The organism is Pseudomonas sp. BF-R-01, from assembly GCF_019946615.1.
Lineage (GTDB): Bacteria > Pseudomonadota > Gammaproteobacteria > Pseudomonadales > Pseudomonadaceae > Aquipseudomonas > Aquipseudomonas migulae.
In genome coordinates this window covers 1-12,996 of the sequence record NZ_JAGYFX010000018.1, presented here as the reverse complement: position 1 = coordinate 12,996, position 12,996 = coordinate 1, and the positions used below count along the sequence as shown (strand labels likewise).

Genomic DNA, 12,996 nt, shown 5'->3' with positions numbered 1-12,996 from the left:
TCTCCAGCAGAATGTCCGAGCATTCTGCTAGGGATAGGGCGGTTAGTCGAGTTTGGCGGGCGGCGGCTCTTGCAGCGGTTTGCCGTCGGCCATCGGCACGATGGTTTTGGCTTCCGGCTCGATGGGCACCATTTTGTATTCCTGGCCGTGCAGGTTCTTCAGGTAAACCTCCATCTGCCGGAACGAAATGTTGATGTGCTGCTTCTTGAACTCGCGGTTGATGAAGCGGTTGACCTCATCGAGTACCGGGTTGCGGTCGCCGAGGTCACGCACATGCATGCGCAGCTCGTGGTCGAGGGTGCTTTCGCCGAAGTTCAGGAAGTACACGTGCGGCTCCGGATCCTTCAGCACGCGCGGGTTGTCCCGGGCGGCTTTGAGCAGCAGTTCTTTCACCAGGTCCAGGTCCGAACCGTAATCGACGCCGAGCTTCAAGGTCACCCGGGTAATGGTGTCGGTCAGCGACCAGTTGATCAGTTGCCCGGTGATGAACGTCTTGTTCGGGACGATGATGTCCTTGCGGTCGAAGTCGGTGATGGTCGTGGCGCGGATGCGGATCTTGCTGACCGTGCCCGACAGGTTGCCGATGGTGATCGTGTCGCCGATCCGCACCGGGCGTTCGAACAGGATCATGATCCCGGAGATGAAGTTCGCAAAAATCTCCTGCATCCCGAAGCCAAGTCCCACCGAAAGCGCCGCCACCAGCCACTGCAACTTGTCCCAGCTCACGCCGAGCGTGGACAGGGTCGAGACGAAACCGATGCCGGCGATCACGTAAGACAGCAGCGTGGTCGTGGCGTAGGCGCTGCCCTGCGCCAGGTTCAGCTTCGACAATACGAACACTTCCAGCAGCCCTGGCAAGTTGCGCGCGAGGGCGAAGGTGATGCCGATGATGATCAGCGCCCCCAGCATGTCACCGATGCTGATCGGCACCATGCTCATGTTGGCGCCGGTGCCGCTGGTGTATTCGTAGAGGGTGATGTTGTCGAGGTACGAGAACACCGAAATCAGATCGGACCAGACCCAGTACAGCGCAGCGATGAAGCCGCCGAGCAGCGCCAGGCGAATCAGGCGCAACGACTGCTCGTTGACCTTCTCGATGTCCAGGGTCGGCTCTTCGATCACCGCTTCGCCATCGCCGGCCTCTTTCGCTGCCTGGCGTTTGGCCAGGGCGCGCTGGTACGCGAGACGGCGTGCCGCAACGCTCAGGCCGCGGACGAACGTGGCTTCGATCACCAGCCAGAACATCAGCAGGTAAAGCGTGTTGATCAAGCGGTCGCTGAGCTTCAGCGCGGTGTAGTAGTAGCCGAAGCACACCGCCACGAACAACGCGACAGGCAGGACGGTGAACATGACCCCGACCGCTTTGCGGAACAACGAGGCGTTTTCGTGCGTCGGGCTGCTGATCAGCAATCGACTGAGCAGCCAGGTCATCAAGGCGTAGCAGATCAGTACGACCGGCATGCCCAGCACGTCATCGGCCAGCCCCGCCGGTTGCAGCTCGGCAACGGCCACCACCGCAACCAACGCCATGACCACCAGCCCGAGACGGCGGACCCAGCCCTGGAGGAATTCGACCTGAGGCTTTTCCCAGCGGAAATGCAGTTCGGCGACGCCGCCCGGCGCGAGGATCCGGTAGGCGGTGTAGAACACCAGCCAGGCCTGAGCCATTTGCAGCAGCGCCGCGCCCATGTTGGCGTTCTGCCCCCGAGCGTCGATTTGCAGGGCCAGGCCACACAGGGCCAGGCCCAGCGCAACCGGCAATGCCAGCAGAATATTGACCAGAATCGCCTGCGGCGTGTGCAACTGGCTGTCACGTTTGAAGTGGCCGATGTCCTGGTGAACCTTGTTCAGTCGGGCATACAGGCTTTTGCGCCGCCACAGCAGGGCGCCGATCACCAGTACCAGCGGGAGAAACAGCAGCGGTCGCTGAGTCAGGCCGTCAATCAATTCACTCACGCTCGACGCCAGCGGCAGGGTCGCCACCTGGCGTTGCAGACGTTCCGGCACGCCGCGCATCCATTCAAGATCGAGCGGCTTGTTGCTGGGAATCCAGAACATCTGTTCGTCGAGGGTCGCCCGCAGGCTTTGCGCGGTGCTGAGCAGTTGTTTCTGATTGAGTTGCAGCGTGATCGATTCGTTGAGCACCGCGCTGAGTTCGCGGTTCAGCCGCTCCAGCAGGTCGGCGCGGGTCGTGGCCAGTTCCAGCAGGCTCTTGCGCAGTTGCGGGGTGACTTGCTCGGGCGGCTGAGTCGACAGCAGGTTGTCGACATAGGTCGCCGGGTTGCTGAGCAATTCCCGTTGCTGACTGACTTCGAACTGATACAGGCGGATGTCGGCGATCTGGTCGGCCAGGTCGCGGTCGACCTTGAGGCGCGGCAGGCCCTGTTTCTGTTTGTAGAGGATTTTCGACAGCAGCAGGCTGCCCTTGAGCACACTGATTTGCTCGTCGAGGGCCGAATCGCTCTGGGTTACGTTGTCGAGTTGCTGCTTGGTTTGCAGGTTCTGCTGGGTGACTTCGTTGAGACGGTCGGTGCTCTTGAGCAGGTAGTCCGAAAGCTTCAGGTTTGCCGCACTTTCGGTGGCCAGCAGGGCGCTGCCGCCGGACTTCTGCGCTTCGATAGACTGCTGCGTCACCGTCTCCTGAGACTGGGCCAGGCGTTTCTGGTTGATCAGGTTTTGCAGCTCCTGGATTTCGCGATCCAGGCGGTCGGATTTTTCCGAGAGCAAGTCATGCTGGCTGTTGCCCAGGTCCTGCAACTGGCTGTTGCCGGCCAGTTCCTGGCGACGTAGCGGGATCAGTGCATTCAGTGCCGCGAGTTCGGCATTGAGCAGGTCGCGCTGTTCGCTGCTCAAGGTCTTACCGTTGTCTTTGCCGGCCTTGAGGATGTTATTGATCTGCTGGATGCGCGTCTGGCTGGTGGAAATTTCAGCCTGGGCACGCTCAGGGCGGGTCTGGGCGGTAATGACCAGGCTGTTCGCATCGGCGAGGGCTTTCTGCATATCACTTTGCTGGGTCGCGCGCTCGGTCAGCATCTGCTCGAGCTGCTGCACGGATTCTTTGCCATAGCGTTGCGCCACAGGGATGACGCTGCTGGCTTTGAGGCGCGTCAGCTCGCGCTGGTTCTCGATGTTCTGCTTGGGCGCGGTAGCGAGTTGCTGCTTCAGATCGGCCAGCTTGCGCTCGTAATCACGCTTGTTGTTGAGCTGAGTCAGCGTGCTTTGCAGCAACGTTTGCAGAGCTTTCTGATCGGCTTCCGGCAGTTTGCGGTCGGCGATCTTGTCCAGGCTCGCCTGCACGGCTTCGCTGGACGGTGGTTCCGCCGCTTGCAGTGTGCCGACAGACAGACTCAAGCCCAGCAGGGCCATGATGAAAAAGGTGCGCAGGGTTGACATAGAGACCGATCGAAAACGAGACGAAGAATGAAGTTTAGAGGAAGAGTCCCGGACCCGGGCGACTTCCTTCGGGGAATCTGACGCCCACTTTGCCGATCTTGTTCCCTTCCATGACCGCGACGGTCCAGATGGTGTTGTTCCATTCCACCTGGTCACCCACGACTGGCGCACCGCCTACTTTGTGAGCAATGAAGCTGGCCAGAGTCATATCCGGATCGATGCCTTCGACTTTCAACCCGTACAGGGCAGCAACCGCCGCCAGCTGGGCATCTCCTTCGAGTACGAAGTCGCCGAAGAAGCGCAAATCGAGGCCTCGTTGAGGCGCCTGGCTAAACAGTTTTCCAAGGGCCGGCAGGTTGTGTTCGTGGCCGATCACGCAGAGCAAATCATCGACTTCGAGCACCGTACTACCCGACGGATGGAGCAGTTGCTGGCCACGAAACAGTGCGGCGATGCGTGTGCCTTCGGGCATTTTCAGTTCGCGAAGGGGCGAACCGATGCACCATTTTTCGGCACCGAGGCGATAAACGAACAGCTCCCACTCGCTGGTGACATGCACTTCCAGGGCTGAGCGCGAGATCGGCGCAGGTTCCGGTGGCACCGTCACCTTTAACAGTTTGGCGATCCACGGCAGGCTCGTCCCCTGTACCAGCAGCGACACCAGCACAATAAAGAAGGCGAGGTTGAAGTAGAGCTGGGCGTTGGGCAGACCGGCCATCAGCGGGAACACCGCCAGAATGATCGGGACCGCGCCGCGCAGGCCGACCCAGGAAATGAAGGCTTTCTCTCGACCGTGGAAGGCCTTGAAGGGCAGCAGGCCGACCAGCACCGACAGTGGCCGTGCAAACAGGATCATCCACAGCGCCAGGCCCAGCGCAGGCAAGGCGATCGGCAGCAAGTCGTGCGGCGTGACCAGCAGGCCCAGCACCAGGAACATGCCGATCTGCGCCAGCCACGCCATGCCGTCGAGCATGTGCAGAATGCCGTGGCGGCTGCGTACCGGACGGTTGCCGATCACCAGGCCGCACAGGTAAACCGCGAGGAAACCGCTGCCGTGCAGGGCGTTGGTCAGGGCGAACACCACCAGGCCGCCGGCGATCACCAGAATCGGATAGAGGCCGGTGGCCAGATTGATCCGGTTGACCAGTTGCAGCATCAGCCAGCCGCCACCGAGCCCGATCACGCCGCCGATGCCGAACTCGCGCAGCAGGTGGGTCAGCAGGCTCCAGTGCAGGCCGGTCTGGCCGCTGGCGAGCATGTCGATCAGGGTGACGGTGAGGAACACCGCCATCGGGTCGTTGCTGCCGGATTCGATTTCGAGACTGGCGGTGACCCGTTCGTTCAAGCCTTTGCCGCCGAGCAGCGAGAACACCGCCGCAGCATCCGTGGAGCCGACGATGGCGCCGATCAGCAGGCCCTGAATCAGGTTCAGATCGAACAGCCAGGCCGCGGCCATGCCGGTCAGCCCGGTGGTGATCAACACCCCGACCGTGGCCAGCGACAGCGCCGGCCATAACGCCACACGAAAACTCGACACCCTGGTGCGCAAACCGCCGTCGAGCAGGATCACCGCCAGTGCAAGGTTGCCGACCAGATAGGCCGTTGGGTAGTTATCGAAAATAATCCCGCCGCCATCGACGCCGGCGGCCATGCCCACGGCCAGGATGATCACCAGAATCGGGATGCCGAGGCGGGACGAAAGTGAGCTCACCAGAATGCTCGCACCTACCAGCAACGCGCCGATCAAGAACAGGCTGTTGATGGTCGTCGCATTCAAAGGCAATACTCCAGAAAGCTGAAAGGCGGGCACACACTGACCATGCAGTCTGCGTGCCAGCGATTCTAACCTGTTGAAATGTGATGCTGTCAAAAAGCTTTTGCAGATCAAAAGCCCTACGCGAAATCCGCCATTACGCAATCCCCTGTAGGAGCTGGCTTGCCAGCGATGGCGGCCTCAAGATCATCGCAAAATCTTAGGGCCTCATCGCCGGCAAGCCGGCTCCTACAGGGATTTGTGGTGTTAGCGGGTCAGAGGCTGAACCGTCCAACCATTGTGTTCAGGTCCACTGCCAATCGCGACAGTTCGTTGCTCGCCGCGCTGGTCTGATTGGCGCCGGTGGCGGATTGCACCGACAGATCACGAATGTTCACCAGGTTACGATCCACTTCACGGGCCACTTGGGCCTGTTCTTCGGCCGCGCTGGCGATCACCAGGTTGCGTTCGTTGATTTCGACGATGGCGCTGTTGATCGTGTCCAGCGACATCCCTGCGCCGCGAGCGATGTTCAAGGTCGACTCGGCGCGCTCGGTGCTGTTGCGCATCGAATCCACCGCGTGCTCGGTGCCGGTCTGAATGCTGCCGATCATGCGTTCGATTTCGCTGGTCGATTGCTGAGTGCGGTGCGCCAGCGCACGCACTTCGTCCGCCACCACCGCAAAACCGCGCCCGGCTTCACCGGCACGGGCCGCTTCGATGGCGGCGTTCAAGGCCAGCAGGTTGGTCTGGTCCGCCAGGCCACGGATCACGTCCAGTACCTTGCCGATGTCGCGGGATTCATTGGCCAGATCGCCGATCAGTGTCGCCGTGCTCTGCACATCGGCGCTCATGCGTTCGATGGCGCTGACGGTTTCCTGCACCAGATCACGGCCGTCACCGGCCGACGTGGTGGCGTTCTTCGATGCTTCCGAGGTGCTCACCGCGTTGCGCGCGACTTCTTCCACGGCGCTGGTCATTTCGTTGACAGCGGTGGCGGCCTGTTCGATTTCGTTGTTCTGCTGGGTCAGGCCACGGGCGCTTTCGTCGGTGACACTGTTGAGCTCTTCAGCGGCGGAGGCCAGTTGCGTGGCCGAGCCGGAAATCCGCTGCAGGGTGTCACGCAGCTTGTCTTGCATCTTCGACATGGCCAGCAGCAAACGGCCGGCTTCGTCTTCGCCATCAACGGTGATCGGGCGAGTCAGGTTACCTTCGGCAATTTGTTCGGCAGCGCTCAAGGCATTGGCGATTGGCTTGGTGATGCTGTTGGTCAGCAGCCAGGCAAACAGCACGGTCAGGCCGGTGGCGATGACCAGCAAGGTGATCACCAGATTGAAGGCCGAATCATATTGATCGGCGGCGCGCTGATTGGTGTCGAGGGACTGCTGGGTGTTGATCTCCAGCAAGCGATTGAGCACCGCGTTGACGGCTTCGGAGTTGGTCAGCAGATCAGTGTTGAGCAGCGTGCGCAGTTCATCGACCTGATTGTTGCGCGACAGGGTTTTCATCCGGTCTTCGATCTGGCGGTACTGCCCCAGCAACTGCACGTATTGATCGTAGGCTGCACGTTCCTGCGGGCTGGCGATCAGTTTTTCGTAGGTGGCTTGAGCCGCACGAATCTGTTGGTTGCGCGTGTCCAGCAGCTCCATGGTTTTCTGCTGAACATCGGGCTCGCGGTTCACCAGCAAACGGTAGGACAGCACCCGCAGGCGCAAGGTGAGTTGGGTGAACTCGTCGAGGCTTTTGATACTCGGCACGCTGCTCAAGGTGATCTCCTCGGCAGCACCGCGAATCTTGCTCATCTGGTTCAAGGCAAACACCCCCAGAACCAGCATCAGACCGCCAATCAGGGCGAAACCGAGGAACGCCCGCGGAGCGATATTCATATTACGAAGGGACATGGTGTTTACCGAAAAGAGCGCACCTGTGCGGCGCTGAGACTGACGTATGGATGACTTATCGGTCATACGACTAAAGTCTTGAGGGGCTGCGCGTATTTGTCGCAGTCAGACTGTTTCCTGTAGGAGCGAAGCTTGCTCGCGAAGGGCGTTAACGGTAACGCGTGCAGTCTGGATGAACGCGTTGTCTGGACGTCCTTCGCGAGCAAGCATCGCTCCTACAGGAACTATGGCGACGAAGTGCAGGAACCAGATCCGCCAATCACAGTCTTTAAAGTTCGCGAGGAAGGTCGCCCGCCAGGAAAATCAAGGCCTTGCGCCCCATTAACCCTGGCATCCGTGGTGACTTTTCTTTATCGTACGCGCCCCTTGAAAATGCTTGGAAAATCAAAATGTTGGAAGCATCCCTAAGCCAATTGGAACAACTGGTCAGCGACCTTGTTCAACAGAACCAGACCCTGAGTGCAGAACTGGCCCAGGCCAAGGATGAAAACGAAAGCCTGCAACTGAGCCTGATGGAACAGGAAGAGAAACAAGGCGCCACCGCCGCCCGCATCCAGGCCCTGGTTGAACGCGTCAGCGCCGGCCCGGTCAGCGCATGAGTGTCGGCGCCGCAGGGGTAAAAGTCGTCTCGATCCTGGGGGAGGACTATTCGATCAAGGCGCCGGCCGGGGAAGAGCAAACCCTGCTGGACGCCGCATTGATGTTGAAGGCTGCTTTGGCTGACACAAAAAGAAAGTACCCGACCCTGATCGGTGACCGACTGCTGGTGCTGGCCGCGATGAATCTGTGTTCTCAGCAGATCGAAATGAAAAAGCAGCACAAGCTCGAACTCGACCGTTACCAAGAGCAAGTCAGCGCCACGGTTGAAGTGATCTCCAAGACGATCAATCAGGCCTGATCGGCTTTGCGCACAACCAAAGAATAAATTGTCGTTTGCGTTGTATACAATCGGCACGGCTGTTGCAGTGTTTCAGCCTCTTATTCTTTGGGGGTGCTCCATGCAGTTCTGGCGTCGCAGTATTCAATGGCAGTTGATCCTCAGTATGGGCACCGCCCTGCTGGTCAGTATTCTGATCGTGGTTGGCGTTTATACCCTCGTGGTCAACCGTCTCGCCCAGAGCTACCTGGTCGAACAAGCGCTGCCGTCGAGCATCGAAGCGATGCGCAACGACATCGAGCGCATCCTCGTTCAACCCCTCACCGCCGCCAAGGACATCGCCAGCAACAGCATGGTGCGCGACTGGCTCGCCGGGGGCGAAAACAGTGATCAGACCGCCGCGTTCGTGCAGTATCTGGAAGGCATCCGCGCCGAACACAAAGCCTTTACCGCATTAATTGTCGGTACGGCTTCAAACCACTATTTCACTGAAAAAGGCCTGGACCGCAGCCTTAGCCGTTCCAATCCCAAAGACGCCTGGTTCTATTCGTTCCTCGACAGCAACCAGCCGCGCACCCTCAATATCGACAACGACACAGCCACCGGAGAATTGGCGCTGTTCATCGACCTCAAGGTCGAGCAGGCCGGCAAAGTCGTGGGCGTTGCCGGGCTTGGCCTGAGCATGAAAGAGCTGTCGGAGCTGATTCACAACTTCACCTTCGGTGAGCGCGGCAAGGTCTATCTCGTGCGTTCCGACGGTTTGATCCAGGTTCACCCCGAAGCGCAATTCAGTGGCAAACGCACCTTGGTCGAGCAAATCGGTGCGTCGGCCGCGCAGGCAGTCATGGGTCAAAAAGCTGCCAGCAGCAGCTTCGTGCGTGATGGCGAAGACTTCCTCGCGTTGAGCCTGCCGCTGAGGGATCTGGGCTGGACCCTGGTGGCCGAAGTGCCACAGTCGCAGATCTACGCCGAAGCCCGCCGCGCCATGTGGATGAGCAGCGGCATTGGCCTGGCGGTGGCGCTGGTATGCCTGTTACTGGTGGTGTTGCTGGCCCGTGGGTTGGTGCGGCCGATTCGTCAGGTAACAGCGGCGCTGGTAGCCATCGGTAGCGGTGGTGGAGATTTGACCCACCGGTTAGATTCCAGCCGCGCCGATGAACTGGGTGACCTGGCACGCGGCTTCAATCGATTCCTTGACAGCCAGCGCGAGATGATCGGCGAAGTGCTGACCACCAGTGAGCGTTTGCGCACCGCCGTCAGCCAGGTGGCGAAGGTTGTGGACAACACCGCCGAACGCTCCGGGCGTCAGCAGGAAATGACCGACATGGTTGCCACCGCCGTCCACGAAATGGGCCTGACCGTGCAGGAAATCGCGCAGAACGCCGGTAACGCGGCGGTTGCTTCGCAGGATGCTCGCGACGAAGCGATGCAGGCGCGGGAAGTGGTCGGTGGGTCGATCCGACATATTGAAAGCATGTCCGATGAAATCGGTGTCGCCGCCAGTGCGGTGGGCGAACTGGCTGATCAGGTGGCGTCGATCGATCAGGTGTTGGCGGTGATTCGCGGGATTTCCGAGCAGACCAACCTGTTGGCGTTGAATGCGGCTATTGAAGCGGCGCGGGCTGGAGACATGGGCCGTGGATTTGCCGTCGTGGCAGATGAAGTGCGGACGCTGGCGCGGCGAACTCAAACGTCCACCGATGAAATTCAGCAAATAATCGGCAGCCTCAAACAAGGTGCGGAGAACGCGGTGTCGTCGATGCACACCGGTCAAGCGGCGACCGGCACCGGTGTCGAATCGAGCCAGCGCACCGGGACGTCGCTGACCGCGATTACCGGGCAGATCGAGCGCATCAGCGACATGAACCATCAAGTCGCGACCGCGACGGAAGAACAGTCGGCGGTAACCGAAGAGATCAACCGCAACGTGCAGGGGATTTCCGACTTGGCTCGGGCGACGGCAGGGGAGGTCAGGGCTTGCCGAGAGGATTGTCAGACGTTGCAGCGGTTGGCGGATGATTTGGCGCGGCAGATGGGTGGGTTTCGGTTGAGCTGAGTTTCGAGTCCCAGGCAGCACAGGCTGGCCGAGAGCGCGACGATAGTTTGTGCGCTCTCGGGGCGCTGATGATCAGTCAGAAACGAATGACGAGACCAAAAGCTCTTTCCCATATACCTCAGCACCATTGACGGTATCGATATAAAAAACCCGCTTCTCTCTCACGACCCAGGAACGTTGTTGTTCATCGATATAGGTGTCGCCACTGGTCATTGATCTGAACATGTCATCGCGGTTAAACAACCGATTACCAATTTGGGTATCACCCTCTGTTTTGACGGTTACGCGATAGCCGTTATCGATTTGCCAGCGATACTCTTTGCCTGTGACGGTGCTGTTGCGACTACCTCTTACCTTGTCACCCACTCTGGTGGCCAGAATGAATTGGTCGTGGGTGAGCCGTATATAAGGGTCTATTTTTGGTGTGCGTTCTGCGGCAGGGAAGCCATAGACAACGCTTAGCCACTCGTTGGCAGACATGGCCTCGTAGTCCTTGTACCCGACGAGGTAGTCCCACTCATATCGCTCGTCGGGCGAAACGATTTCCATCATACCGACAGCCGTTGTTTCAGTACTCTCCGAAGCTTTCTTCTCACCGGTGGCGCCAACGGAAACCATCTCAATAGTGATAAGGGACTGTTCGTTTGACGGCCTGTGATAATTCTTGTCGAGGACGATGTATTCAATCCCTTTGGAATCGGTCCAAATCGTTCCCGCTCTTCCAGGCCCAGCTGAAATGGATGCCAGAACGCAATAGTCACGGCTGACAAGTCCTGGGAGTTTGATTGTTTTGTCTGCAAGTGTGTTTGGCGTATTCATCATGCTCTCTCAAATAGGAGGACCGACGGACAGGGTGATGTCCGTCGTTGCCGACAAATAGTGTGACGTCGGGAATCCAGCCTATCGGAGCTGCCTTGATTACACAGCTGTCAGAAATAACAGGTGTGTCGAGTGCAGAGTTGGCGTGTTTCAAAATGAACACTCAATGCATTACCAATACTCTGCACTGAATCAGTTGCTCAGAACCACTCATCCTGCATGTTCAAACACACATCATCCAGAGCCTCAAGAATCGCCAATTCATGGTGGCAACCCGGCACTTCCCAGGTCAGGAAATACCGCGCCGCCTGCAGCTTGCCTTTATAGAAGCTCACATCCGCCGCATTCCCCTTGGTCAACCCTTCTTCGGCGCGAATCGCCTGCTCCAGCCAGCGCCAGCCAATCACTGTGTGCCCAAACACCTTCAAGTACAGCGCCGAATTCGCCAGGCTGCTGTTGACCTTGCCTTGAGCCAGGTCGGTCAGCAAACCGAGGGTTACGGTTTGCAGGCGGGCCACCAGTTTCTCCAGCGGTTCACGCAGCGCATTCAACGATTCGTACGCTTGCGCCCGCTCGGCAGTGTCGGCGATCAGGCGGATCAATTGCTTCAGTCCCGCACCACCGTTCTGCGCCAGTTTGCGGCCCAGCAAGTCCAGTGACTGAATGCCGTGGGTGCCTTCATGAATCGGGTTCAGACGGTTGTCGCGGTAATACTGCTCAACCGGGTATTCGCGGGTATAACCGTGACCGCCGAGAATCTGGATCGCCAGTTCGTTGGCCTTCAGGCAAAACTCCGACGGCCAGGATTTGACGATTGGCGTCAGCAAGTCCAGCAGCTCATGGGCCTGTTTGCGCTCGGCTTCGGTCGCAAGCGTCGTGGTGTCATCGAACAGTCGCGCCGCGTACAGCCCGAGGTCGAACGAGCCTTCGACGTAAGCCTTTTGCGTGAGCAACATGCGTTTGACGTCGGCGTGCTGAATGATCGCCACCGGCGCGGTGTTCGGGTCTTTGCTGTCCGGCACGCGGCCTTGCGGACGCTCGCGGGCGTACTCCAGCGAATACAGGTAACCGGCGTAACCGAGCATCACCGCGCCCATGCCGACGCCGATCCGTGCTTCGTTCATCATCTGGAACATGTAGCTCAAACCGTGGTGCGGCTTGCCCACCAGATAACCGACGCACTCACCGTTATCACCGAAGTTCAGTGCCGTGGACGTGGTGCCGCGCCAGCCCATCTTGTGGAACAGCCCGGCCAGCAACACGTCATTGCGCTTGCCCAGGCTGCCGTCATCGTTGACCAGGAACTTGGGCACGATAAACAGCGAAATGCCTTTCACCCCGGCCGGTGCGTCCGGCAACTTGGCCAGCACCATGTGCACGATGTTTTCCGACAGCGGGTGATCGCCGCCGGAGATGAAGATCTTGTTGCCCTTGAGTCGATAGGTGCCGTCAGAAGCGGGCTCGGCGCGGGTACGAATATCCGACAACGACGAACCGGCATGGGGCTCGGTCAGGGCCATGGTGCCGAAGAAACGGCCGTCGATCATCGGTTGCAGGAAGCGCTGCTTCTGTTCCTCGGTGCCGAAGCTTTCGATCAGGTTCGCCGCACCCATGGTCAGGAACGGGTATGAAGTCGAGGCCGCGTTGGCTGACTGGAAGTGCGCGAAACACGCCTGGGACAACAGCGTAGGCAGTTGCATGCCGCCGGCGTCGAAACTGCGCGCGGCGTTGAGGAAACCGGCTTCGAGGAAGGCATCCACCGCTGGTTTCACTTCCGGAATCAGAATCGCCTGACCGTTCTCATAGCGCGGCTCGTTCTCGTCGCCCTTGCGGTTGTGCGGGGCGAAAAACTTCTCGGCAATGCTGCGAGCGGTGCCGATGGCGGCGTCGAAGGTCTCGCGATTGTGCTCGGCGAAACGCTCTCGCTGGGTCAGGCCTTCGGCGTCGAGGACTTCATACAGCTCGAAAGCCAGATTGCGGGAACTGAGCAACGTCTCGGACATGGCGGCCTACCTTTTTTTGGAATGGACCGAGTCTAGGCGTGGGGATAGAGGCTGAACAGGATGATTGATGAGCGTGATGGTAGGGCAGAGCGACGACTTAACAGGCACCACAAAACAAATGTGGGAGCGAGCCTGCTCGCGATAGCGGTGTTTCATCCAATACATGTGTCGGATGACACACCGCTATCGCGAGC

Annotated in this window: 8 protein-coding genes and 1 pseudogene; 3 read left to right on the top strand and 6 right to left on the bottom strand. The window is 59.4% G+C overall.

What is annotated here, in order from left to right; translation table 11 throughout:
• Positions 1–42 precede the first annotated feature (42 nt).
• From mscK to KGB27_RS31540, 4 genes and pseudogenes are all read right to left on the bottom strand, one after another.
• Positions 43–3,393, bottom strand: a complete 3,351-nt coding sequence (gene mscK / locus KGB27_RS09605) for a mechanosensitive channel MscK (RefSeq protein ID WP_008042036.1) — start codon at positions 3,391–3,393, stop codon at positions 43–45.
• Between the two features lie 34 nt (positions 3,394–3,427).
• Positions 3,428–5,170, bottom strand: a complete 1,743-nt coding sequence (locus KGB27_RS09600; RefSeq protein ID WP_008025108.1) for a potassium/proton antiporter — start codon at positions 5,168–5,170, stop codon at positions 3,428–3,430.
• Positions 5,171–5,421: 251 nt separating this feature from the next.
• Positions 5,422–6,285 (bottom strand): methyl-accepting chemotaxis protein, encoded by an 864-nt coding sequence (locus tag KGB27_RS31545; protein ID WP_407013414.1) that lies wholly within the window; start codon positions 6,283–6,285, stop codon positions 5,422–5,424.
• A pseudogene (locus KGB27_RS31540) lies at positions 6,277–7,032 on the bottom strand (MCP four helix bundle domain-containing protein); the annotation flags it as partial. The pseudogene KGB27_RS31540 and the gene KGB27_RS31545, both read right to left, overlap by 9 nt.
• A 404-nt stretch (positions 7,033–7,436) precedes the next feature.
• On the opposite strand from KGB27_RS31540, the gene KGB27_RS09590 reads away from it, so the two are divergent.
• The 3 genes from KGB27_RS09590 (at position 7,437) to KGB27_RS09580 (ending at position 9,980) form a co-directional block, all read left to right on the top strand.
• Positions 7,437–7,646: a hypothetical protein gene (locus KGB27_RS09590; protein ID WP_008025106.1), complete on the top strand. Its 210-nt coding sequence runs from the start codon at positions 7,437–7,439 to the stop codon at positions 7,644–7,646.
• Positions 7,643–7,945 carry a cell division protein ZapA gene (locus KGB27_RS09585; protein WP_008025105.1) on the top strand — a complete coding sequence of 101 codons (303 nt, stop codon included), beginning with the start codon at positions 7,643–7,645 and terminating at the stop codon, positions 7,943–7,945. Before KGB27_RS09590 ends, KGB27_RS09585 begins: the two co-directional genes overlap by 4 nt.
• A 100-nt stretch (positions 7,946–8,045) precedes the next feature.
• A complete protein-coding gene (locus tag KGB27_RS09580; RefSeq protein ID WP_223554156.1) occupies positions 8,046–9,980 on the top strand; it encodes a methyl-accepting chemotaxis protein in 1,935 nt (644 codons plus the stop codon).
• Positions 9,981–10,052: 72 nt separating this feature from the next.
• Here the strand turns inward: KGB27_RS09580 and KGB27_RS09575 are convergent, their stop codons facing one another.
• Both KGB27_RS09575 and KGB27_RS09570 read right to left on the bottom strand, forming a co-directional pair.
• Positions 10,053–10,799, bottom strand: a complete 747-nt coding sequence (locus KGB27_RS09575) for a hypothetical protein (RefSeq protein WP_207284701.1) — start codon at positions 10,797–10,799, stop codon at positions 10,053–10,055.
• 200 nt (positions 10,800–10,999) lie between these two features.
• Positions 11,000–12,802, bottom strand: a complete 1,803-nt coding sequence (locus KGB27_RS09570; RefSeq protein ID WP_223554154.1) for an acyl-CoA dehydrogenase — start codon at positions 12,800–12,802, stop codon at positions 11,000–11,002.
• Positions 12,803–12,996: the final 194 nt, after the last annotated feature.

Coding starts and splice junctions, on each gene's coding strand:
- mscK (WP_008042036.1), bottom strand. CDS start 3,393: ATGTCAACCCTGCGCACCTTTTTCATCATGGCCCTGCTGGGCTTGAGT.
- KGB27_RS31545 (WP_407013414.1), bottom strand. CDS start 6,285: ATGCAAGACAAGCTGCGTGACACCCTGCAGCGGATTTCCGGCTCGGCC.
- KGB27_RS09590 (WP_008025106.1), top strand. CDS start 7,437: ATGTTGGAAGCATCCCTAAGCCAATTGGAACAACTGGTCAGCGACCTT.
- KGB27_RS09585 (WP_008025105.1), top strand. CDS start 7,643: ATGAGTGTCGGCGCCGCAGGGGTAAAAGTCGTCTCGATCCTGGGGGAG.
- KGB27_RS09580 (WP_223554156.1), top strand. CDS start 8,046: ATGCAGTTCTGGCGTCGCAGTATTCAATGGCAGTTGATCCTCAGTATG.
- KGB27_RS09575 (WP_207284701.1), bottom strand. CDS start 10,799: ATGAATACGCCAAACACACTTGCAGACAAAACAATCAAACTCCCAGGA.
- KGB27_RS09570 (WP_223554154.1), bottom strand. CDS start 12,802: ATGTCCGAGACGTTGCTCAGTTCCCGCAATCTGGCTTTCGAGCTGTAT.